Origin of the sequence: Bacillus cereus group sp. BfR-BA-01349, from assembly GCF_022663795.1 — a bacterium.
Lineage (GTDB): Bacteria > Bacillota > Bacilli > Bacillales > Bacillaceae_G > Bacillus_A > Bacillus_A cereus.
In genome coordinates, this window is record NZ_JAKUGE010000021.1 from 66,534 (window position 1) to 92,257 (window position 25,724).

Genomic DNA, 25,724 nt, shown 5'->3' on the forward strand with positions numbered 1-25,724 from the left:
AACCAAGTGTGTGCTGTACTGATTTCAAAAGGACAGAATTTCATTTTTTAAAATGTAAAAAGATGAGGTCCTGTCTACTTTTGGTATAGGACTTTTTCTTTTCACACATACTATTTTTGAACCTGTTTACCAATACGTGTCCTAATGGTGTCTTGAATTCCTCCTAAAAAGGGCTGCAGATACGACTGCATGCCCTTTTATTTACGTTGTTTCTCTATATTGAATAAAATAATTAAAAACTAAAAATGTAATATTACATATTTTTTCTGTTCAGATTATGTTAGGATTTACTTCGTAGTCGAATTATGGTTTCGTATCTAATTCAGCAATATGTGAACTGTTTACCTAAAGAAAAGACACCCAAAAGGTGTCTTTTCTTCTTTTAATCTAAAAAATATTTTTTCTTTTCAGTAAGATCCAATTATCCCTCTAACCTAGACCTCATAATTAAAGGCAATTTAATCATGGTACTCAAGAGTTTTCATCCATTTCAATATACCTATAGCTTAATTTAAAATCACATTTCCAGCACTATATTTGCTTTCCTACAGATTTTCTGTCTTGTTCTTAATTCTGTCAAAATCCTCATGTAGCTATACAAAGAATATATGCTACTATGATATTAAGAAACTATGCGTTCCCTTAACCCTGTATCCGGCCCTGTATTTATTACAGGGTCTTTGTTTATTTTATTTACTTTTATTGGCTTATAAGGGTTAATACACAACCAATTTCAATTAAAACCGTTTAAATGTTAGTTAAAATTTGAAATAATATATCTATTAACTTTTTTAACAAATGTAATCTAATATTAAATTTCTAAATCTATACTGTACTATACACCAGTTAACACTATATAAATAGTATTAACTATCTTAATTGAATATTAGTAATAGTAAGTATAAACATTATCAATTTACTACATCTTACATTTATGTAAAAATAAATACATGTTAAGCTTTTTCAAAATCTTTCCCCTAATAAAGATTTGAAGTAGCATTTCATGATTCTCCTTACTGTTAATATGCCTTGAAAAAGAACCCTATAGGGTTCTTTTTCTTCTCATTATAACCTCAGTAAGTCCATGCAAAAAGGACTGCTAATTATTTGCAGCCCTTTTACACGTTAATATACACTTGTATTACATGCTTAAAACTTTATTGTATTAGGTATTTATACCAACTAAACATGCCATTATCATTTAGATATATAACACTTCAAAGTTTAGAAGTATACAATAACAAATCTTTCCCAGCTTCCAGCTACATAACTAGTAGCTGTTAATTCTCTACCACCATTTGCTGATATATATCTACCATTACTTAGTGCTTGTAATACATATATCCTATTGTCTCCACCATTATATAAGATAAACTTTTCCAGAAATATCTGGTTTATCCTCAAATAGAAAATCTTTATCTTTTGCCCATTTATCAGGTGCTAAACGTACATATTCAATATTAGCTTCTTTTGCACTTTTATAGTTTTCAGGTAATGACGTACTATTCATGAAATTAGTACCCTTTCTTTTCGAATCCCAAAAACTAATTTTTGAATCGCCCTTGTGGTATGTATCAGCTCTTACATTCATTTCCTGTACTCCAAAACTCATCATGCCTAATAACGCAACAATTGGCAAAACTTTTTTCACAACTTTTCCTTCTTTCTCTTTATATTTAACACACATAACATACCTTTGTTTTGTTACAGGAATATGGCAATTTTCCAAAAATACCTTTTAAATTTATACATTGGTAGTTCATTCATAAAAAAAGAAAGAGATAATTAGAACGTTGCTTCATTTTAAAAGAAACAAAAAAGGAATCCTTTACGGATTCCTTTTTGCAATGCACTCTTTTTCAAATGGTACATTTTGCACCTACTTTTAGTATAACTTATAATTCCTATAAAATAAATAAGATTAACTGAAATTTACTTCAAATTGTGATAAAAAACATAATTAAGAAACGCAGATAACTAAATATCATCCCTTTATTAAATAAAAAAGATTAAATAATTCCCCCTCCAAACTAGGACCCCTTTACACTTTTTACAAATATTGTTATAATTAGATAAACTAAAGCATTATCCCATTAACAAAGGGACTCCATAATTGGAGTCCTTTTGTTAATTAGCTATTAAAAATGATAGCATGTGATTATTGTATAATTTCTTCCTTTTTTAGATCTGCATATTCTTCTACGAAATCCCATAAACCTTGCTTTTCGAAGTAAGAAATACTTTTTTCACTTCTTCTAAGAGTTTAATTGCTTCATCTTCATTAAGAGAACGTAAAATATTGAAATGATATACATACTCTTCATTTCCTAATTCCATACAAACTGCTAATCCTTTTTCAATAAGTTCTTTTACAATATTTGTTTTTCTTAGCTTATAGTGTTCACGCGCTTGTAAGAACAATGCTTTAAAATGGACAATATTCTTCTCTGTCACTTCTGATAAATGACGAATTGCTAATTTAGATAAATTTTGAGTTGCATATAATAGTCCTAGATTATGCTTTACTATTAAAATCAATTTTTCTTTATTATGTTTTTGCAAAAGGTCAATGGACCGATTGAAATGTTCTTCCGCTTTTTCAAATTGCTTTAAGAATATACGAGCTGTCCCTAATGCGGTTTCACAAGAAGCAACTTTCACCTCATATCCCATTAGCCCTAAATACAAGGAATATAGATACTTATTTTACTTTCAAAGGCTGAAACCTTGCTGCATAACTACTGAAAATAAAGTGAAAAGACGTTCAAATCCATATGGATAGATCGTCTTTTCACTTTATTTCATACATATACTGATTTTTCACTTATTCATTTTGTATTGTACTTAAAAAACCAATAAATTCATCTTCATTTACAGGTTTACTGTAGTAATAGCCCTGAATTAGATAACATGCATTACGTTGTAACACTGTTAATTGTTCCTTCGTTTCTACCCCTTCTGCTATCACTTTCATGTTTAAAGTATGAGCAAGTGAAATAATGGTTTGTATAATTTCATCTCCATCAGTAGAAGTTCCAATCCTATTAACAAATTCTCTTGGAATTTTCAAAGTATCAATTGGATAAAGAGGCAGATACGCTAATGAAGAATAACCTGTACCAAAATCGTCAATTGATAAATGTACACCATATGATTTTAATGCTTTTAACTTCGATAAGGTTTCCTTTTCATCTACCATTGCTATTCGCTCTGTTAATTCCAAATCAATCGAATTAGCAGGTACTCCTATCTCTTCTATGGTAGATATAATGGTTTGAACAAAATCTTTCTGTTCAAACTCTATAGCTGATAAATTTATCCCCATCTTTAGATTTGAAAAGCCCGCAGAATGCCATTCTTTCAGTTGTTGACACGCTTTCTGTAACGTCCACTTCCCAATTGAAATAATCTGCGCCGTTTCTTCTGCGATAGGTATAAACTCAAAAGGAGAAATCAGCCCAAGCTCTGGATGTTGCCAACGTATTAAAGCCTCTGCACCAATAACCTTACCTGCCTTACTATCAATTTGTGGTTGATACAATAAAAACAACTCATTATTTTCAATTGCATTTGGTAAATCCTGTTCTAATCGTAATCGACGAGTTACTTTTTGAGATAATGTCTCGTCATACATACAAACAGCATTGTTACCTTTTTCCTTTGCGCTATACATAGCGATATCAGCGTGTTGTAAAAGTGTAGTAGTATTTATTCCTCCAAATGGATACACTGCTATTCCTATACTAAGAGATAAGTAAAAACTATGCTGATTTACTACAAATGGTTCTTCAGTTATACGAAATAGAGTTTTACACAAATCCAATAGCTGTTGCTCTGTTTGGTTATGGACAATGATCGCAAACTCATCACCACCTATTCTTGCTAGAGGAATAGTCGGTGACAGACATGTCCTAAAACGTTTGGCAACTTCTTTTAAAACCTTGTCACCAATCGAATGACCCAATGTATCATTAATAGTCTTAAAGCGATTTAAATCAATATACAGGAGCCCAAACTTATCCTGTGTTTTTTGTGCACGCTTAATAGATCTATCTAATTCTTGTTGGAAGAATATACGATTTCCAATCTCCGTCACCGTATCATGGAATGCAAGGTAATTTATCTCTTCCTGTTGTTGTTTCATCCTTGTTATGTCTTTTACCATTACATAGCTCCCAAAGGTTTGTCCTTCTATCATAATAGGAACTATAGTGACATACCAAAAGAGTATATCTTTCTCATTGTTATTTTTCACACGTAACTGTAGTGAAGATGAACTACATCGTTTCCCTTTCTTTATAGCTGCTTCCAATTCAGATTTATCTTCATCTAAAAAAATAGAGAAGCACTCTTTCCCTATCAATGCAGCACTTTCTTTTCCTAATAACATACTTCCAGCCTGGTTTATATTTAATACGATACCGTTTGAATCAATCGTTAAAATAGGATCCGGATGATACTCATATAATGACTTAAATCTCTCTTGATTTTTTACTAAATCATTAGATTTATTTATTAAATCCCTTGTTCTTTGAGATACTGTTTGTTCTAATTGATTATTAAACACTTTTAATGTTTTAGTTAACTCTTTGTTTTGCATTCGTACGATTGTATGACGAATCAGTACAAATACAAAAGCAATACAATTTCCCGTAATTAATGTAGCTGAAGAAGTTTGCTCTTTCAAAGTAAAGCCAATTAAGACTGCAACTGCAAGATAAGGGAATATACCAAGAAGTTTCTCTCCAAATGTCGGATTAATAATAAAATAATTTCTTTTAGAAGAAGTATTCTTTGGGATTGTAGCAGCAATAGCGATAAATAATAGGAAAACTCTATACAAACACCTTAAAAATATAACTGAACGCTCTGACAAATCACCTTGTAAGTAAAAATACAAATAGTCCGTAATAGCCAATCCAGTTAATACTAGGATAAAAATAAACAATTTACTTTTTGCATTGAAAATAGCAGGTCGAAAGATCAGTGTAACTCCAAGTAATAGAAGCAATAAATCTATAATCGGAAAAATAAATGAGAGAAAAACATCTCCAATTGATAAGAATAAAATATTTGCAGATGGTTTATTAAATAGGTACCACTCTAATGTAAAAATAGCAGTAACAACAATGCATAAATCACAAAGTAAATACGCTTTCTCCCATTTGTTACATTCCATCATAATTTTATAAAAGAACGCAAAAAGAAAGAAGAATAAGAAAAACAGTAGAAATACATCAGAAATATTAAAATTTTGTATTGGTAATTCTACATTAAGTACTTGAAAATCGGATATGAAATTTCCTATCAAAAAACACCCTATTGCAATAGTAATGCAAACCCAGAATACTCCTAACTTAATTTTTTGGGATAATATAGAATACAGTAATGAGATAAATACAGTAGTTTCAACGACTAAAGATGATAGTCGGATATTAAAATCTGATACGAAATAATGATTCGGAAAAACAAATAAAAATATAAAGCAAAAGCTTATATAAGTTATTAAAGCCAATATCAATACATAAAATTGCACATATACATGTTTACGCAATGGATTCACCTTCTTGATTTTTCTATACTTTTATTAAAAAATGGCTTGATGGTGGCACAAGTCCTACTAATTAAAATGTGTGCTATCTATTATCCATATTATGACCTTTTTAAAAGATTTCTTTCTACACACAACAATCTTATTAACTTTTTGTAGATGTTTACAATTATCAATACTGAGGATTCTAAAAAGGATAAGCTGAAAAATGTAATTTTTTAAGTATTTGAGCATCGTAAATTTGGCGGGTACAACTTATCTACTCTTTACATATGAGATAGAATCTACTCCTCTATTGGATTATAGTTGCTATCTGTCACACTTAAAAAGGAATGAAAATATACTATCATTAAAATAGAAATTCAAATTAGTTTACGAAACCAACTGTAACTATTATAGTTACACAAAAAGTTGATGTCAATTTCATATCCTCCCTTTTTAACGGACAAAAGACATGACCTATTGAACAAAAATGTGATGTTTATAAAAAGGGCGGTAAAGTTTTATCTCCTTACTCAAAGAATTATAAATGATTTAGAATTAGATGAAATTGAAGCCAATATTGCATCTCCCTAAAAAGAATGTTACTCTAAAAATAGAATTATGAAAGGAATGATGGATGAATAATGATTAACTAATTTATATTTTAAGTTGAATTTTATAACTTCAAACTACAAAATATAGGGTTAGTCTATCCATTTTTAAAATTCAGTTCATACTTTATTTGTCATGATTCAAATGATTAATAAGTACTTATTAAGTATAGACGAAAGACTAATCCTTCCGATTACAAATTGGGGGATTTTTTTATTCCCGTTTGTCTTAGTTGAAACTTACTAATTGTTAAATGTACTTCACAAATAAAGGAGCGAGAAAAATGAGTACTTCAGATACTATTGTTACACATGTAATGCTCTATATAAGTCGTTAATATCCATCAAACTTATATAGAGGAATTAAAAAATGGATGGATGTTCCGACTTTATATGAAACGTTTCGATATATAAAGGAGGAATTATTATGTCAATGATAAAGGTCCAAGACTTAACTTTTTCATACCCAGGTAGCTTTGATAATATTTTTGAAAGTGTAAACTTCCAAATAGATACGGATTGGAAGCTAGGATTTATTGGTAGAAACGGACGAGGTAAAACGACATTCTTTAATTTATTGTTAGGGAATTATGAGTATAGCGGGAAAATCCTTGCTTCAGTAGAATTCAATTACTTCCCCTACTCTGTTTCAGATAAGAACAAATTCACTCATGAAATCCTTGAAGAAATTTGTCCCCAAGCCGCAGATTGGGAACTTCTACGTGAGATATCCTATTTAAATGTTGATGCTGAGGTCATGTACAGACCATTTAAAACATTATCAAATGGGGAACAAACAAAAGTGTTGCTTGCTGCACTGTTTTTAAATGCGGGTCAATTTCTATTAATTGATGAACCAACAAATCACTTAGATACAGATGCACGAAAGATAATCTCCGATTATCTAAGGAAGAAAAAAGGATTTATTTTAATTTCACATGACAGAATCTTTTTAGATGGGTGCGTTGACCATATCCTATCTATTAATAGAGCAAATATTGAGGTTCAAAGTGGTAACTATTCTTCTTGGAAGTTAAATTTTGATAGACAGCAAGAACACGAGAAGGCTACAAATGAGCGTCTACAAAAAGACATAGGGCGATTAAAACAGTCTTCCAAACGTTCAGCAAGTTGGTCTAATGACGTGGAAGCTTCAAAAAATGGAACGAGGAATTCAGGCTCTAAGTTGGATAAGGGGTTTGTAGGACATAAAGCAGCCAAGATGATGAAAAGAGCAAAAAACCTTGAATCAAGGCAACAAAAAGCTATTGAGGAAAAATCAAAATTACTAAAAAATGTGGAAAAAACTGAGTCATTAAAATTGGAACAATTGCAATTTAAATCAAATGAATTGGTTACTTTAGTTGACGTGTCCGTTAAGTACAATGATCAAATTGTGAATGAGCCGATTAGCTTCATAGTTGAACAAGGTGACCGAATTGTACTTGATGGAACGAATGGGAGCGGAAAAAGTAGTATCCTAAAACTAATTCTAGGACATCCGATACAGCATACAGGCTTAGTTACTTTAGGTACAGGACTCATCATTTCCTATGTCCAACAAGATACTTCTCATTTGAAGGGATCACTATCAGGCTTTATTGAAGAGCACAAGATTGATGAAACCTTATTTAAGTCCATCCTAAGTAAGATGGACTTTGACCGAATTCAATTTGAAAAAGATATATCTCATTATTCTGGTGGACAAAAGAAAAAACTGCTTATCGCTAAAAGTTTATGTGAAAAAGCTCATATATATATATGGGACGAACCACTAAATTTTATAGATATCTATTCCCGCATGCAGATTGAAGAACTTATTCAACAATTTAATCCCACAATGGTTATTGTTGAGCATGATAAAATATTTCAACAAACAGTTGCAACGAAAACTATATCTATGTAGCTCAAAACGAATACTTGAAAATATAATCATTAACTTGAGTCCTTGAATTATAAAAACTTTAATGAATTGATAAAAAAAGCCTAATTTCTCTACAATACATTGAGAAATTAGGCTTTAAATAGTAATAATAGAATTCATAAACACTGAATAATTTACACATTAAGTTTATCTGTTAATGCAGTAACAATCCTGTCCACTAAGTCTTCGGGTAATCCATATTCCTTATTAACTACAGCCTGTATACTAGCAAAAGAACTTTCATTGTATTTTGATTGCCTTTTTCCTCTACTATCTTTCTCTTTATTTATGAAGTTTTCACGAGATTCATAGTTCATCTTATCTGATTCTTTACCAATAGATTGATTGGTGTAAATTATAAAGATACCTAACATCATAATTACACAAATGAAAATCCCTACTAATTTAAGTCTCATTATTCATTTCCTTCCTGCAACTCTTACTGTTTCTCGTTCATAATATCTCAACCATATCAAATTCATATTAATTTGAAGTAAAATTTTGTTCTTAACATATTTCTTAATAGAAAGACTGTATATCCTTCTATTTGTTTGACATCATTAAGATGCTCACAAATAGAAATAAATTCTATTCCTATATATAGATAAATAATCTAAAAATTTATATAATAAGATTAGAAGTGTAGCATATTATTATTATTGAAAGGTCTTGGTATAATGCTAGGCATTAATGTAAAAAAAACAAATGAAGAGTTAATTATTTCATGGCAATTGGCGGAGATTACAATTCCATTACGTGATGTGATTGAGGTTACCGAAGATGCTACCTATGCTGGTGTTGAAGAAGTAGATGTAATACGTATTGGAACAGCTTATGGGACAACAGACCGTATTTTAATTAAAACAGTAAAACAAAATTATGTATTGTTTACTACAAATAAAGTTGCTATTTTAAATGCCATTCACGCTTAAATATAGGAGTCTTCTTGGCTAAAATGATAAAAATAAGCACATCTTGTTATAAAAACAGATGTGCTTATTTTTTAGTTTTTATGCGTTTTTACGTTTTAAGAAAATAACTCCACCAGCAATTAACAGTAATGCTCCTGCAGCCATAGAAATCCAACTTGTAAGATTAGTACCTGTTTGCGGTAACCATCCAATTTTAGATTGAATTTCTTTCTTAAGTTGTGGTTGTTCTTTTACTTGCTCGTTAGGTTGCTCTGGTGTTGGCGTATTTTCATCTGAATTTAGCTGTTCTGGTTTAGGTTGTTCCGATTTTCCCTCTTTAAATTTCACTGTTTGTCCCTTATCTTCAATTTCAGCGTGAATAGCTACTAATATATTATCTTGATACAGTTCTTCAAATACTACTACTTCTTTACCTTGTAATGCAGAAGCATTAAATGTGAAATCTAGTGTGATAGAACCATTTTTCTCTTTAGCAGTAAACTTAGATTCTACTGTTACTTCTTTACCATCAACTAATAATGGTTTGTTGGTTGCTTTATCCATTAGTTTGCCTTTTACTACGTATTCTTTACCCACGATTAAGTCTTTGTATTCCACTTTATCTTGGATTGTTACAGATTTAGAAGCATCTAACTCTTTAGAACCATCAGCTTTATTTGTTGCTGTCGTTTTAATAGAAGGTTCTACAAATCGAACTGTTTGACCTACATCGTTAATGTCAGCATGAGTTGCAATTACTTGACCTTCATGTAATAAATCTTCAAACACGACTACTTCTCTTCCTTGCTGTTCAGCACCAACAAAAGTAAAGTCTAATGTTACAAACCCATTCTTTTCTTTTGCAGTAAACTTCGTTTCAGCTGTTACTTCTTTACCATCAATTAATAATGGTTTGTTAATAGCTTTGTTCATTAGTTTACCTTTTCTTTTACAGTGTACTCTTTACCTACAACTAAGTTAGTATACTCCACTTTGTCTTGAATAGTGATAGAATCCTTTGAATGAATCTCTTTTCCACCATCAGCTTTATTTGTTGCTGTCGTTTTTACTGATGGCTTAACGAACTTAACTGTTTGACCTTTATCATTGATATCAGCATGTGTCGTAACAACTTTTCCGTCTTTCAGTAACTCTTCAAATACTACTACTTCTTTTTCTTCTAAAGCAGTTGCATCAAATGTGAAGTCTAATGTAATAGAACCATTTGCTTCTTTTGGTGTAAACTTCGTTTCAGCTGTTACTTCTTTACCATTTACAACGAATGGTTTATTAGTCTTTTTATCCATTAATTTACCTTTTAAAGTGTACTCTTTACCTACTTGTAGGTCTTTGAATTCCACTTTATCTTGGATTGTTACAGACTTAGAAGTGTGCATTTCTTTTGTACCATCTTTTTTATCAGATGCTGTTGTTTTAATTGAAGGAATCTTCTCATCTTTGACAACGTGTTTAATGATTTGACCATTCTCTTTAATTTCAAAAGAAAACGTCTCTTCATTTAAGATATAACCGTTTGGTGCAACAGTTTCTTTATATGTGTATTTTCCAAATGGTAGCTTTTCAAATTTAGCGATACCTTTATCATCTGTTTTACCTTTTACTACTTCTTTTCCTGCTTCGTTATAAATTGTAAATTCTGCATTTGGAAGCTTGTTATTTCCATCAGCTACATCTACCTTTGTAATTTCTAGATCACCTTTGATAAGATGATTAACTGCCAATAACTCAATAATCTTTCCATGTTCCTTTATTTCGAACGTAATCGGTTCTTTAACAAGAACGTAACCATTTGGAGAAGCCTTTTCTACAAATGAATATTTACCATACGCTAAATCTTTGACGTTAATCTCACCATTTTTATCTGTCTTATATTCCCCAACTACTTTTCCACTTGCATCTTTTAGCTCGAATGCTGCACCTTCTAATTTTTTACTACTATCTTCATTATCTACTTTTAGTAATTTTACACTACCTTTCACTTCGGTATTTTCCACTGTAAAAGTAAGTGTTTTATTGTGCTCTTTAATTTCAAAAGGATACTTTGTTTTATTTCCAATATATCCATTAGGTGTTTTTGTCTCTAAGAAATAATATTTACCATACGTAAGATCTTCAACGTTTGCAATTCCATTTTCTTTTGTTACTACTTTTTTCACTTCTTTTCCATCTTCAGTGAAGACTGTGAATTCAACATTTGGTAAAATCTTTCCTGAATCACTAAGCTTTTTAATTTCGATGTTACCTTTTACTTTGTTATTTACTATTTGGACAGCTCCTGTTTCCCCTGTCTTAACTTCAATAGTTTGTGGTTTATCATCTGAAACATAGCCTGTTGGTGCTTTAATTTCTTTTAATGTGTAAGTACCAATTGGTAAGTTGTTTAATTCTGCCATACCATCAGCATCAGTCGTGATTTTTCCGACTGATTCATTATTTGCATTAAAGACCTCAAATACTGCACCAGCTAAAACTTCTCCATTTTCTCCAACTTTTTTAATTTTTAAAGAACCAGCTGCTTCCCAATTTACTGCAAGATCACTACTAAGCTTTTCTTCATTTCTTTCTAATAGTACTGTAGCATTCTGAACAGTATCCGTACCACGGTAAGCAATTGCTTGAACTTTAGTTAAATTAGCAGCAACACTTAAATTAAATTCACCCGTTTTTGTATTTTTAGGAATTTGGATACGAAATTTTTCTCCAACTGAAAGCTGATCTTTCACTTCTCCATTTTCACTAACAATTCTAACTCCATTAGGTGCATTTTTCGCTACTACTTTATAAGAACCACTCTTAGCATTTGTTTGTACTGTATATAGATTCGTTTCGAAGAATTCACCTTTTAATTCTGCTTTTTGTTTTTCAGCTGGGATAACATTCATATAAATATCTTGCGTATCCCCACTATTATTAGCAGCATTAATAATTGTCTTAGCTGCTTTTTCAACATTTTTATTCTCATGTTTTAATTCATTTACATCGAGTTGACCTAATGCATTCCAAACCGCAAGTTGCGTTGCATAATGCGCTTCATTTTTATTAGCTACTCCCAGCTGTTCAGCACTTTTTTGCGGGAAACCATTTAATAAGACTCTATATACTACATTATCTGTTTTCCCCATTTCAGGAAGATCTTCACCATTTGGTGATTTTAATCCAAGGGTTAAGCAATAAGCAATTTGACCACTTGAATTTTTAATCATTTCAGTGCGAATGTACTTACCTAGACTATTACTATAACTCCAGTCCATTGAATATTTTTCATGCGTCATAACCTCTGCACTAGCCCTAGGTAAAAATACATTAAGGAATAATGCCAGTACTGATAATAATGTAAAAACTCTTATAATGACTCTCTTACCCAATTTTGTAACCTCCCTAGAATAAATTAATCCGAGTATATATCGCAATATCTAAAACATTCACGATCGACCCAATTATCATTATAAAACAATAAATTACAAATATTAAATAATTTTAATGAAATAGTCAAAAAATTTACACATTTTATTATTTATCAAGTTTTTTAACGAATTTACTATATACAAATTCTAAAACACGCCTACAATTTAAAAGACAAATATGTATGTTAAATATATAAATAGCAATTCCTTTACTCCAGTTATTAAGCTTTCCCCTATTAAAAATAGCCTTTTCATTTTCTTGTTAACCTGAGTAATTTATACACCTCTTTTAATCTATTACACTCCTCCATTTAAATATAAAGGTGACTTCTCGTTCAAATAATAAAGTGAAACTTTAATCCGCCCGATTCCCACCTAACTTCTTTGCTTTCATTGAATTTTTGGGCGGGAGTCTTACTGCCCAAAAATAACGGGATATATTATGCAATATTGCATTTGATAATCATTTTAATTGTAACTATAATGATTACAGGATTACTATTAATCTAATATTCTACATGGAGGTTTTATTATGTTTAAAAAAATTATTGTATCTTCTATGGCGCTTACTATGTTCGGTGGAGCTGCAACTATGCTAGAGGCACCTACTGCTCAAGCAGCTTCTTATAACTCAACGTCATCCTCTTACTTTGACGTCACTCCTGAAGAGGCCGTGGCTTTCTATCAATCTCAAGACTATAAAAAATTAAAAGTATTTTTGGATGACTTTGAAGCTAGAAACCCTTATACTCCAGGTGGAGGCTACGCTCAAGGGAGTGTACGTATGCAAAAATTCGACGATGCTCTTAGAGATGCCAAATTAACAAATGTCTACCAAGAATTTATTAGAATCTCATACTACAATCATTATCCAGAACCAAAATAATAACAACGGATTAAATGTTTATTATTTCTATAACTTAGCCTAATTTTAAATGTATAACCTAAAAATAATTACTAAAAACCACTCATATAAGGGTGGTTTTTCTATTTCCCCATATAATTTAGCGGAATGTTACATCATCTTTATTTTAATATCTTTTATAGTAGACATTCTCTCGTTGACACAATCTAGTAGGTTAGCAATGGGGATATCAAAATATATTTATAATTATTTTCTGTTTAATAGCAAAAAACGAACACCCTCTCACAATTAGATAAGGTGCTCGTTTTCATTTTTATCGGTAATTCTCAATTCATTTTAGCTTCTTTCCAATAAGCAAAGATTAAATTAACTTAAAAACAAAGCGTTTTAAATTTAATTCATAGATCTTACTGAAACTTGGAATTGCCCCTTAGAACCATCATCATTTGAAACGTAAATTTTATATGTTCCATTCGGTAATGGAGATAAAGCATTCCGTACATTTGTAACATTAATTTGTTGTTCTCCAGGTTTTATATAACCACCAACAATTAGCTCTGTATTTGGACCTTTTACACTATATCCCATTGTATTTTGACCATTATTTTTCATAGAAAAGCTTAAGTCAGTACTCCCATCATATACGAAAGAAGTTACAGCCTCGCCACTATAATTCATTGTTTGGGTTAATAATAAGTCTGCAGAAACATGTTCAACTACATGAATTGGATCATTCGTTTTGTGTACTTCTTCAGCATAAGTATTATTCCCTAACACACCAAGTGTTAATGCTGAAACTACTCCACAACTAAGCACTAGTTTATTTAACTTCATTTTAAGTTCCCCCTTGATGTTTGTATTCTATTACCATCATACATCCTTTTTTAAGTGCGTTTTTATGTAATAATTCATATCTATAAACCTATATATTTTAACTTTTCGCCTTAATAGTTATTGAGAAAGCCACATAGATAAAGCTACAATATTACACTTCATAAAAAACATGTAAATTTTAAAGTCTTTTTCTAACAAAGTTTTATACGAGTAAGTACCAAAATACTCAAATGAATAGCATTTCTATTTCAGATAAAATGTACTAATAAAATTTTTCTAAAATTTCACTTTGTAATTTGATATATTCCATGTTAATATAACGAAGGCTACAAAACAGGAGTCACCACGCATATCATTTTCACAGAATATTCATACTTAAAAAGACTTATTTTATCAGTAACTCAATCCAAATTTCACCTATACAAAAGTTAGTTTATAATTTCATATGTACATAAATTTAAATAGATTTTTTATCTATTATTTTTTCTATTTTCCTTATCAATTTTAATACGAGTAATATGACAGCACTTTTCAAGTACCCTTCCTTTTTTAGATAAAAAGTCTACTAATACTAAACATCTATGTCCAACTCATACATAATTCTACTTACAAACTATCGGAGATGCAAAACTATGGGAATTTCTACTCTTTTATTAAATACCTTTATTATAATAATTTGTATCCTTAGCTATCACGTATTTTGGCTAGAGTTTAAAGAAAAAATAACATGTAATAATATGTTATTTTCTATCCTTTCCTCCATTGCTATTATTTTTTGTATGACTTTTCCTTTTCATTTACATGTGGGATTTATTTATGATTTACGTTTTATTCCTATAATATTAGTTTTTCTATATGGAAATACAAAAAACATTGTTTTTATAGGAATTTTATATCTTTCTTACCGGTTTTACTTAGGCGGAAATGGCGTTCTTCCATCATTTATTATCTTTACTATCATTTCTGTTATAACAATGCTCTCTCGTTACTTATTACCTATGTATTTTAAAGAAAAAAAGATATTATTAAGCTTACTTCTTATTTTAGTATGTACAGCTTCCCTTTCTATTTGCGGTATTGTAACTCAAATAAATACAGGAGGTAAAATAGACTCTACTCTCATAGAATTTTTATTAAATTATATAGTCATTAATATTTTCACAGTATTATTATCAGTTTATTTTATAGAGGAAATGATTGAGAAATATAAAATGAAAGAAAAACTGCAACGGGCTGAAAAATTTTATATAGCTAGCGAACTAGCAGCGTCAATTGCACACGAAATCCACAATCCACTAACCACGGTACATGGATTCACTCAATTATTAAATGAAAAACATGCCTCTAAGCTATCTCAGGATCAATACTTAGAAATCATGTTAATTGAAATGCAGCAAATACAATCTACTATTAATAACTATTTATCTTTAACCAAACCACAGAACACCCTAAAAGAAAAAATAGATATTAATCACATTTTAAATCAGGTGAAAGATACTATTTCACCACTCGCTCTATCATACAAAGTTGAAATCAAACAAAATAGTACAGATTCCTTTTATATAAATGGGGACCCCGAAAAATTCAAACTCTGTCTAAACAACATCATCCAAAACGGAATTGAGGCTATGAAAAATGGTGGATTATTACAAATAAATATACAAAAAGTAAAAGGAAATATCATAATTGATATTATTGATTCAGGAATTGGGATGTCATCTCAACAAATAAAACGAATTGCTTTGCCATTCTATTCAACAACAGAAAAAGGAACTGGGCTTGGTACTATGATTGCTTATAGTATTATTAGAGAATTAAACGGAGATATAGAAATAGAGAGTGAATTAGGTAAAGGGACACGCTTTTCTATTAGTATCCCTTGCTAATGTGATAACAATTTTCTGTTTAGTTAATTACATAAATGAATTTTAAGAATCCCGCTAGCTAGCTTATTTATTAATTATCTTAAATTCATATGCGTTAATTAAATATAATAAGGATCAGAGCCTATCTATTGTTACAGATACACTCTGATCCTTTAGTTTAATTCAATTAAAAACACTTAATATTTATAACTTTTCTTACATCGTGATGAAATACTAGTTCATCAATTTTATCTTATTTACTGATTAGATTGGTTTAATATAAATATAACATCTCGCGACACTTAATTTGTTATTATCATTAGAGACATTGCCTGCAGTTGTTTTTTCATTAAAGTACAGACCCTTTTCCATTCATTGAACAAGACAACTCCCCTTTTACTACTTCACTTCCACCGTATAATTCCCTGTCCCCCCGCCATACTGATACACATGTAAATAATACTTCCCTGGATACGTATAGTAACTACCTACTAGTTTACTCCCTTGTTGCTGAGCATACGTAACATAATTATTTAAATCTGCTTCAGAATAAAGTACCCAGTTCATTCCGATATTATTTTCATTCGTTACGTTAATTTGAAGGTTTTTAGCAGTCTCCACATTAATTTCAAAGAAATCACTTGTATCGCCATTTCCTAAACTAGCACGTAAAACTTGATTTAACTGCAATTTGTTTGCTGTTTGGAATGAGTTATTCGGTTCTTTTTCTACACTGTTATCTTCTTTCTTTTGAACAGTTACAGTCGCTGTAGCAGTATTAGTTGCTCCTTTATCGTCTGTTACCGTTAATTTCGTCGTATACGTTCCTTCTTTTGTATATACGTGAGTTGGATTTTGCTCATTACTTACTGCTCCATCACCAAACTCCCATTTATACGAAGTAATTTTCCCGTCTTCATCTTTTGATCCGTCGCTTGTAAATGAAATTGCTTCATTTACATTTCCGCTATACGGACCGTTTATAACTGCAACTGGTGCTTTATTCTCTGCACCTTCTTCTGTATTAATACCGTGGAACACAACATCATATTCAAATTGTCCTGATGTATTCACGCGATAATTTACGAAGTATGCTGTTACTGTTTTATAGCCTGTCCATTCCTTTGCACTTAAACGTTTTAACGTATCATTAACGTTTTGTGTAATTGTTTTCCAATGTTCATATTCTCCTTTTGCTGCAGTTCCTGTATATGTTCCTTGTAGTGTGAATGTATTAAAGAACTGTGATTTATTTTTCTTCACTGATACATTTTTCAATTTTGCTTCCGCTGTTATTTCTGCTGCAATATCTGAAACTGGCTTCGATGCATGATTCGCTAAATAATCGTCTGATACTAATGGCACATTATATTTCTCACGATTATCAGCTAGCATTTGCATATAGTCTTGATATTCTTTATTTAAATTCGCATCTTTACTTAATGTAGAGCGATATGCATCATATGCTGTTACATCATTTTTCCTAATAAGATCATGTATTTTATCGAACATATCATATCTCTTATTGTACATATATGATTGTAAAGCAAAGGAATAATTATAGAAATCCCACGTTCCATACTTTGCATTTAACGTTCGCTCTGCCGTATAACGCTCTGCTGGATTTGAAGATAATCCTCCTATAATACTCTTTCTCGGTACAACATTATCCGTTCTCGTTGCCCCTGCAAAAAATTCAGCATTTCCTTCTTCAAACCAAGATAATCTTTCATTTTCATATATTTTCCCTTGTCCCCATAACCCTGGTACTTCATATCTACCTTGTAAATAATGCGTGAACTCGTGTCTGAATAATTCTTCTAAACTATAAATACTTTCTTCTGGCGTACGCTCATAAGTAAAGAACGTACCTGTTCCTTCTATATAAAGACCACCGTTATTCGTTTCATAACCGTACAATTGACGATTAAATTGATATTCTGCTGGGCTATTATAAATAACCATCGTTAATACATCATCAGGATTTCCTTTTTCTAAAGGTTGATCACTTTCAACCGTACGATGGAATTGTGCCTTTACTTCTTTTGCCGCCCAATATAAACGTTTTACTTTTTCTTCTGTCACTTTATCTCCAGCTTTTAAAACAATTGCCCCATCATCAAACGTATACGTTTTTGGCAAATATTTTTTCTTTCCATCTTCTCTTATTTGATCTAAATTCACCACTTTACCATTTGCATCTTTTCCGCCATAATTTGTTGCAATTTGCTCAGCAGCTACGAAATATTGCTCCCCTAAATACGGATACATTTTCATCGCATCTGTTACAACTTGTAACCCTTTCGTTCCTGTACTATGGAACGTACCGAGTCTACCTGTATAATAAATGCCATTATTAATAAGCCAACCGTTTTTTGCTGTAATCGTTCCCATTAATGCAAAACGACTTAATTCATTAATATAACTATCTATTTTCTGATACCATACTGTATCTTTCGGTGCTTTCCTCGTATCGTACAAATACGATTGAATGTCGTAATCAACACCTTGCATAATATCGTAAATAGCATTTCCAGCTGAAAGATTATCTGCTAATGTAGAAAAATTATCATTATATTGTTTAAAAATCTTTGCAGCCGATGTTATCGTTTCCACATCGCTCGAAGCGTTTCCTATTAACTTTCCGTATGATGATACCACTCTATTTTGCTCTAATGTACCCAGCTTGAAATTTGAATTGTTAGCCATCGCTTTTAATGCAGGTAAGCATTTATCATGATAACTCCGTTCATTTAATTTACTAAGTTCCGAATTATAAAATCCTAAATAAAATCCTGAACGTAATACCTCTACTAATGTCTCAATCCCTTTTGAATCATCCTTCGTATAGGCTTGTCCTTGCTGCTTCAATTTATCAATAATCGCCTGCACCCTACTATCATTTTGATAGAATGCTAGACTGTCTGTATTAAACTGAAATAGCCCCGTAATTTGCTCCCAATCAATTGTTACAAGTAAATCTACTAACTGCTGATTGCTTAATTGATTTAATTCAGCAATTGTATAAGTTTTCGCTACAGCTAATTGCTTACTTTCTTTTTTCACCTCAGGTGGTCTTTGTGATAAATCGGCAAATTGTAACCTTTTCTCAAAAGACTTGCTTTCGAGCACTTTCGATGAATGAGCTAATTCTTGTACTGGTAGTTGTACACCGACTGGCTCCATTTTTAGCACATTTCGATAAGAAACTTGCTCTCCCTTAGTATCTTCTGCCAAACTTACCCCTTGAAAACTCCCTAACATTAAACTAGCAAAACTTACCCCTACTAACATTTTCTTTGAATAGCCTTTCATGCTCTCCCCTACCTTACATTTTTAGTGTCCCGCTCCATTATTTTACTATTTTTACTTTTTGTCCTGTATTGAGAAAAAAACAAGGTAACGTTCACACATGTATCCATTCCCTGTAAAATTAACGCTTGACTTTCCGTGCATTTTATATCAAAAAAAAGATAGATAATAGCAAAATTTCTGCTACATCTATCCTCTTTTTCAACACTATGATTTTAACTTTATAAACGTAACTTCCGGTAATGTTTGCATATGCTGAATAAACTCATTCTTTTCTTCTGACGATATATTTTTCAGTTGCATCCCTACCTTATAAACAGTTTCTGTACTTTGCTGTGAAGCTTCCACCTCATATGAGAGTATTGGGATGTCTTTCACTTGTAGTGTTTCTAATATTTGTTGTACCGCTTCATGTTTATTTACAAACATTTGCACTGTTATATTTTGTGGAAATAAAAATTGCACCTTAAAAATACGACTTACAATTTCTAAACCAATTAAAACGAGAATCGTCGCTCCAATGCCTACTACATACATTCCCGCTCCAATTGCTAATCCTATACCGGCAGTAGCCCATAAACCAGCCGCGGTCGTTAATCCTTTCACCGCCTGCTTTTGAATAATAATTGTGCCTGCACCTAAAAAACCAACTCCACTAACGACTTGTGCTGCAATACGACTTGGGTCTAGAGACATATGCTCCTCAAACACAATATCTGAAAAGGCATATTTCGAAACAACCATTATTAACGCACTTCCTACCGCTACGAGGAAATGAGTCTTTAATCCAGCTTCTTTCGATCGAATTTCTCTTTCAATACCAATCATTGCTCCTAACAAGCCAGCAACACCGATTCGTATAATAAAATCAAAATCTACACTCACGGGCACTTCCCCCTTTCATTCATTATAGATAGATAAAACAAAAATTATCACAAATATCCATTTATCAACATGAAGGAATACTACTAAAATACACTTAATACTCCGACTGTTTTATGTTAATATTTAAAATATTAACATAAAATAAATAACTTCTAATTTTAAACCTCCACTAATTTTCTAAAAAAACAAAGATGGATTACATGAAATTAGGTTGAGAAACTTCAGAAAACGCTTTCATTTTGTATCATAATTTTTTATAAATACTACATAAACAAAGGAGCTTACTAACAATGAACGTCTCATTACTTACGCCTACTACTGATTTACAAGAAGAATACTTAGATTTCTATAACGAATGGAAAGATAGCGGTGAAACAATGATCCCGTGGGTTATCTCAAAAAATCCTGCCAACTTCCCAGCTATGGTTCAAGAACTTCTCGATGCGCATAAAGGAATAAATATCCCTAAAAATTGGGTACCAGACTCTACATATTGGCTTGTTACAGATGAAAATAAAATTGTCGGAGCTGTTAATATACGTCATAGTTTAACCAAACATTTATTTAACGCTGGCGGTCATATCGGTTATGGCATTCGCCCTTCTGAAAGAAGAAAAGGTTATGCTACGAAATTACTAGCATTATCATTAGAAAAAACGAAGGAATTAGACATCACGAAAGTACTTGTCGTTTGCGACGCAGTGAATACCGCTTCTGAAAAAACGATTTTACATAACGGCGGACTTCGTGATGATGATTTCACTGAGGAAGATGGGAATGTAGTAAGAAGATATTGGATTGAGCTATGAATGATCACAAATAAGCGAGAAAGTGATTATACACTTTCTCGCTTATTTTACACTGCTTCTATTTCAAACTGCACTGTAATACCACTTGGATCTACCACCACAAACCCATTTGTAGTTTCATTTATTTCATGTTGTTTTTCTATTAATCTTTCTTTCACTTCATCTAACGCTTCTTTATACGGTAGTACAATCGTATACACTTTTAGCCCAGTTGCATGTACTGGTGGGTGTGGGTTGTTTACTCCGTTCCACGTATTTGCACCAATATGGTGATGATATCCCCCTGCTGAAATAAATAAGCAATCCTCTTCACGCTGTTGTACTTCAAAACCTACTGTTTCCACATAAAATTCATGTGATTTCTCTACATCAGCTATTCGTAAATGTACGTGCCCAACGACAGTATTAGCAGGCAAACCATCAAACTCATAATCAACGAGTGTTGCCAATTCTTTTAAATCAAGTGGTGTACTTCCTCCTGGCCCTTCTCCCCATTGATCGTGCGGACGGTCTGCATAAATTTCAATACCATTCCCCTCTAAATCTTGCAAATAAAAAGCTTCGCTATATGTATGATCACTTGCACTATTAAACCTTGAAATTGGTAAAATTTCATTTGAATATGTATAACGCCCTTCTTGCTCATCCGGGCTGTCAATTACATTTTTATTACGAAGAACCCCAAATAGCGCAGAAGCAAAAGCTTCACGAGTCGGAACTAAAAAGGCTACATGATATATACCAGTCGTACGCGGTTCTTGCAGTACCCCGTCCTCTAACTTTTCAAGAACAAGTAACGCGTTCTTTCCACCTTTTCCAGATAAATATGCTTTATTCCCCTCTTGCTTAATTACCTCTAATCCTACAACATTTTCATAAAAAGCAATTTGACGCTCTAAATCTTTCACTTTAAATTCAATATGACCAATACGTGTTTTCGGATGAATTTGTACCATGAATAACTCCATCTCCTTATCCCTATATTTTTCCATTACATATAACCGTTACTATGAAGGATACAACTAAAATCATCCTATGTAAATAAGAAAAGTCAGAATTTACATACATTTTTATTTTCATAATAAAAAAGCCACCTTTTCTAAATTTCAGAAAAGGTGGCTTTATAACTCTTATCTCATTTTATGTACTTCAGCAACTAGTTTTCCACCCTGAATGCCCATATAAAGCTTCACAGGTGCATCATTCGTATTTTCAAATACTAAATCTAAATATGGATATGCAATTGTAGCATCTCTTCCTTGTGGAACATAACCTACCGTTTTAGAATGTGTAGTTCTCTCCACCATTTTCAGGCCAGCTTGATCTGCTGCATTGTATAAAGTTGAAGATGTTTGACAAACACCACCACCATATCCATCTACTAATTTACCATCAACTATTTCTTTCCCTAATTGATATCCTTTATCTGGTGTTGTATCACCGATTAATGAATTAAAAGAGAAACGGTCTCCTTTTGCTAACACAACTCCATTTATGCTCGCTGCTGACAAACGAATATTCTCAATACGGCCACCTGTTGAACCACCTAAGTTCGTTTCATATCTACCAATTACCGTACCATTTCCTTGCGCATCACTTAATGTTGCGACTGGTTTTTTCTCCACGATCGGCAACTGATACGTAGCATCCCACATACCAACGTTTAACAATTTATCTACTAATTCTTTTTCCATTAATTCATAAGAAGGTTTTCCTTCTTGCCAACTTCCATCAGGTGCTATACGTGAAGGAACCATTTTTTTGTCGACGCTTTTTCCAACCTCACCAACAACCTTTGTTACAGACTTTTTAAATTTCGCTTCATCTTCAAAATAGCCTAAACCAGATAAATCTAATTTTTTCACTTCAGTACCAGTTCGACCATCAACTAAACTAATAATATCCTGTACTTCTGCTTTAGCCTCTACAGTGTGCCCACCAATATCACTTACCAATGCAACATCACTTACTTTTGCACCACAGCCACTCATTATAGCTACACATAACACCCCAACTAATATACCCTTTACTTTACGGAACAATATACTCTCTCCCTTTCCCCAACATCACTATTATGTATTTATTTCATTTTTATGTATGTTTTGTTACAATCATTTTACAATATGTTTATAAAATGTTACAAGTTATTTTTCACTCTATATAAATTACTCTTTTCTTTTATAAATGTCTATACATATTTACATAAAAGTTTGAGTTTGATAGAATTGTAACTTTTATGTAAACTCCCCCTTTTATCCAGTATATACCATTAAACAAAAGAAATACAAATCAAAAACCCTCAAGCTATTTTTTATAAAGTGAAATTGTAATCAGTGGGGGTTTTACGGGCATCCCGACCTTCTTTGTTTCTGCTGAATTTTGACATGGGGGTCTTATTGCCCAGCAAATAGCGGGATAAAGAGAAATCCCGTCAACATAAATAGGTATTTGCCGTGCCACCGCTCCGCTTTTGCACATACATTATGGTGTATTCAACCTATTTTAAAGAAATGGAGGATGTTATTATGTATCCCTACAATCCATATGATCCATATAATCAATATGCGTACCAACAACCACAGTATGACTTACAAACACAATATCAATCTTATATAGATCAAGCAGAGCACACGAATCCATACGACCAAAATAGACAATTCCAACTTCCAATCTCTTTTCCTGGCACTGGAAATCGTCAATTAGAAAGACGCGTAAATGAGCTTGAACAAAGAGTACGTCAACTAGAAAATACAGTTGAGCGCCATACACGTAGACTCAACCGCTTAAACCAACGTTTACGCACAGTAGAAAACAGACTAAATATTCCTTTCGCAGCATTAGAAGACGGATTTTAATTGAAAAAATAAAAATTATATAAGGAAGGGGCTCCCCCTTCCTTATATAAATTGACGAAAGTTTTTTCCATCTCTATACTGATAAGAGTTAATGAAATGAAACAAGGTGATAAATATGGATTTTGAAATAAATTATCTTTCCTTTTATGTTGTACAAGTAGAAGGAAAAGGTGAAGCAGTTGATAAACGCTACAAACATTTTCAAACTTTAGACGCTGAAGAATATGAAGATAGCTCCTTAAAAGAATTTTTGAATGGTGAGTTATTAAAAATATCGAAGCGAAAAGTAGAACGTCATGCAAAAACAGAACAAGCCCCAACAAAAATTGGTCGCTTTATTGTAGAAGAAGGGCACGAACTTGATTCAAACCCTCATTACAACCTTTTTAATCGTATTCGCTTTGCAGAAACAAAAGAAAACTTTAAAGATATGAGCGAACCTCTCGTTTATACATATCTTGACACAAGCGCTGTACGTAGTGGTGTATTTTTAATTGCTCAGGCAAAACTACGCAAATACTTTGATGATCCATTCGTATTCGTAATGAAATGCGGCTTTGAACCAAAGGTTGCTTCTATTTCTGATGAATCAACACTGATTCGTAACGTTGAAATGGCCATCACAACAAAGAATATGAAATCTATCCAATATCCGTACATGCCTGAAGAAGGGATGGTTGAAGTAGGCGAACTAAAAATTCATCAAGCATCACACGCCCGTTATTTTGAAGACTTCTTAAAATTCGTCGAGTATGAACGCTCTATGCCTGAAATTATGAAAACACAAGTAATGGACATGGTATATGACCAAATTGAAGATGTATTTGAAGAAGGTACGGAAGAACGCGAACAATTCGACCAAGCAATGGAAGTATGGGCTGCCAGTCCGAAACGCGAAATTATGGAACAATTTTCAACCGAAGAAGTAATGGAAGCTACCGCTCAAATCGTTGAGCATGCTCCTGAAGTGGAATTAAAACTAAAAGCCGATCATATCTCTGTGAAGGCGTTGCTTGCGGATTTCGGGGATCAAATACATATTGCGAAGGTAAATGATCGATATGTACTTATGATTGAAGCAGACACACTTACATTTGAAAAAGGCTTCTCTCCTATTGAGTTTCTGAAGCCGGATGAGCTGCAAGATGTGATTGAGCGGATTGAGAATAAGCAGCAGTATTCGTTTGATCCGAGCGGTATTGAATAAAGTGAAACTTTAATCAGTGGGGTTTTGTTCATCCCCCACTAATTATTAACCCTCACCAATCGGGCTTTTACGGGATAAATACTTCCATATAACTGTTGTTACTGGGCGCTTTTAATAAGCGCTCTTTTATTTATATTAAAAACCGACTCTACTAAGAATCGATTTTTCTGCTTTATAATAAAACATGTTTATTTTCAAATTTTTTTGATGCAAGATGACATTTGTTGCAGAATCAAATACATCCCTTCCTTGTTATACAAGCTTATTTCTAGTTGACCAAGTCCTTCTATAAGTTGTTAAGATGCAAAATTCACTTTACTACTTCAAATTTATTGTACTCGTAAAAAGATAATTGAAAACGATATTCCGGATGTTCTCTCACCCAATCGTAGGCTTCTTCTAAAATTTCCATTTTGTTTTGCAAGTCATTAAGTTCACTACATTCGTCCCTTTTCTGTTTGCACAGAGGGCAGAATCCATTCACTATTTCCGCACTCGTCGCCCTAATAGTTTTACTTTCTAAATCAACTACTAGACGAAGAATAACAGAATGCTCTTCTTTTGTAGTCACCTTCATTTCAGCAATCCGATCCTCATTGATATGATCCCCTTATAGTAGACAGTTGAAAGAAAGTTACTTTACTGTTTATTATGGAGGGGATTTTTTATGGGGAAAATTAGAAGAACT

Annotated in this window: 15 protein-coding genes and 4 pseudogenes; 7 read left to right on the plus strand and 12 right to left on the minus strand. The window is 32.2% G+C overall.

Translation table 11 applies throughout. The features are described 5' to 3' along the window. Positions 1 to 1,224: 1,224 nt before the first annotated feature. From MR169_RS28480 to MR169_RS13620, 4 genes and pseudogenes are all read right to left on the minus strand, one after another. Positions 1,225 to 1,380, minus strand: a pseudogene (locus MR169_RS28480) (fascin domain-containing protein); the annotation flags it as partial. Further along, positions 1,364 to 1,687, minus strand: a pseudogene (locus tag MR169_RS13610) (cellulase); the annotation flags it as partial. The pseudogenes MR169_RS13610 and MR169_RS28480, both read right to left, overlap by 17 nt. 512 nt (positions 1,688 to 2,199) lie before the next feature. Further along, complete coding sequence (locus MR169_RS13615) at positions 2,200 to 2,673, minus strand: tetratricopeptide repeat protein (protein ID WP_255846472.1); 474 nt, start codon at positions 2,671 to 2,673, stop codon at positions 2,200 to 2,202. 151 nt (positions 2,674 to 2,824) lie between these two features. Further along, positions 2,825 to 5,554, minus strand: a complete 2,730-nt coding sequence (locus MR169_RS13620; RefSeq protein ID WP_242319533.1) for a sensor domain-containing protein — start codon at positions 5,552 to 5,554, stop codon at positions 2,825 to 2,827. 1,017 nt (positions 5,555 to 6,571) lie between these two features. Between MR169_RS13620 and MR169_RS13625 the strand changes: the two genes are divergently transcribed. Next, positions 6,572 to 8,050 (plus strand): Lsa family ABC-F type ribosomal protection protein, encoded by a 1,479-nt coding sequence (locus MR169_RS13625; RefSeq protein WP_242319534.1) that lies wholly within the window; start codon positions 6,572 to 6,574, stop codon positions 8,048 to 8,050. 200 nt (positions 8,051 to 8,250) lie between these two features. On the opposite strand, the pseudogene MR169_RS13630 reads toward MR169_RS13625, so the two are convergent. Continuing rightward, positions 8,251 to 8,484 (minus strand): annotated as a pseudogene (locus tag MR169_RS13630) (hypothetical protein); the annotation flags it as partial. Between the two features lie 261 nt (positions 8,485 to 8,745). Between MR169_RS13630 and MR169_RS13635 the strand changes: the two are divergent. Further along, on the plus strand, positions 8,746 to 9,000 hold the full coding sequence (locus MR169_RS13635) for a SunI/YnzG family protein (protein WP_000900695.1): 255 nt from the start codon (positions 8,746 to 8,748) through the stop codon (positions 8,998 to 9,000). Between the two features lie 78 nt (positions 9,001 to 9,078). On the opposite strand, the pseudogene MR169_RS13640 reads toward MR169_RS13635, so the two are convergent. After that, a pseudogene (locus MR169_RS13640) lies at positions 9,079 to 12,365 on the minus strand (VaFE repeat-containing surface-anchored protein). 571 nt (positions 12,366 to 12,936) lie between these two features. Between MR169_RS13640 and MR169_RS13645 the strand changes: the two are divergent. Further along, the gene (locus MR169_RS13645) at positions 12,937 to 13,290 is read left to right on the plus strand and encodes a hypothetical protein (RefSeq protein ID WP_242319535.1); all 354 of its coding nucleotides are present in this window, start codon (positions 12,937 to 12,939) and stop codon (positions 13,288 to 13,290) included. Positions 13,291 to 13,662: 372 nt separating this feature from the next. On the opposite strand, the gene MR169_RS13650 is transcribed toward MR169_RS13645, so the two are convergent. Beyond that, positions 13,663 to 14,103 carry a hypothetical protein gene (locus tag MR169_RS13650; RefSeq protein ID WP_000773525.1) on the minus strand — a complete coding sequence of 147 codons (441 nt, stop codon included), beginning with the start codon at positions 14,101 to 14,103 and terminating at the stop codon, positions 13,663 to 13,665. A 632-nt stretch (positions 14,104 to 14,735) separates the two neighbouring features. On the opposite strand from MR169_RS13650, the gene MR169_RS13655 reads away from it, so the two are divergent. Then, positions 14,736 to 15,989, plus strand: coding sequence for a sensor histidine kinase (locus MR169_RS13655; RefSeq protein ID WP_000513019.1), 1,254 nt, complete (start codon positions 14,736 to 14,738; stop codon positions 15,987 to 15,989). Positions 15,990 to 16,367: 378 nt separating this feature from the next. Here MR169_RS13655 and colA read toward each other — a convergent pair whose 3' ends face one another. Then, positions 16,368 to 19,283, minus strand: a complete 2,916-nt coding sequence (gene colA, locus MR169_RS13660) for a collagenase ColA (protein WP_242319536.1) — start codon at positions 19,281 to 19,283, stop codon at positions 16,368 to 16,370. Positions 19,284 to 19,487: 204 nt separating this feature from the next. Next, positions 19,488 to 20,165 (minus strand): MgtC/SapB family protein, encoded by a 678-nt coding sequence (locus MR169_RS13665; protein WP_044795257.1) that lies wholly within the window; start codon positions 20,163 to 20,165, stop codon positions 19,488 to 19,490. 290 nt (positions 20,166 to 20,455) lie between these two features. Here MR169_RS13665 and MR169_RS13670 point away from each other — a divergent pair, with 290 nt between their 5' ends. Next, the gene (locus tag MR169_RS13670; protein ID WP_001103116.1) at positions 20,456 to 20,974 is read left to right on the plus strand and encodes a GNAT family N-acetyltransferase; all 519 of its coding nucleotides are present in this window, start codon (positions 20,456 to 20,458) and stop codon (positions 20,972 to 20,974) included. Positions 20,975 to 21,021: 47 nt separating this feature from the next. Here the strand turns inward: MR169_RS13670 and MR169_RS13675 are convergent, their stop codons facing one another. Both MR169_RS13675 and MR169_RS13680 read right to left on the minus strand, forming a co-directional pair. Then, positions 21,022 to 21,930, minus strand: coding sequence for a VOC family protein (locus MR169_RS13675; protein WP_044795258.1), 909 nt, complete (start codon positions 21,928 to 21,930; stop codon positions 21,022 to 21,024). Positions 21,931 to 22,104: 174 nt separating this feature from the next. Further along, entirely contained in the window at positions 22,105 to 23,016 is a 912-nt protein-coding gene (locus MR169_RS13680) for a VanW family protein (protein WP_242319537.1), read from the minus strand. A gap of 483 nt (positions 23,017 to 23,499) precedes the next feature. Between MR169_RS13680 and MR169_RS13685 the strand changes: the two genes are divergently transcribed. After that, positions 23,500 to 23,829: a hypothetical protein gene (locus tag MR169_RS13685; RefSeq protein WP_000283715.1), complete on the plus strand. Its 330-nt coding sequence runs from the start codon at positions 23,500 to 23,502 to the stop codon at positions 23,827 to 23,829. A 115-nt stretch (positions 23,830 to 23,944) separates the two neighbouring features. After that, entirely contained in the window at positions 23,945 to 25,036 is a 1,092-nt protein-coding gene (locus MR169_RS13690) for a DUF3900 domain-containing protein (RefSeq protein ID WP_242319538.1), read from the plus strand. Between the two features lie 310 nt (positions 25,037 to 25,346). Here MR169_RS13690 and MR169_RS13695 read toward each other — a convergent pair whose 3' ends face one another. Further along, on the minus strand, positions 25,347 to 25,613 hold the full coding sequence (locus MR169_RS13695; RefSeq protein ID WP_242319539.1) for a hypothetical protein: 267 nt from the start codon (positions 25,611 to 25,613) through the stop codon (positions 25,347 to 25,349). Between the last annotated feature and the right edge of the window lie 111 nt (positions 25,614 to 25,724).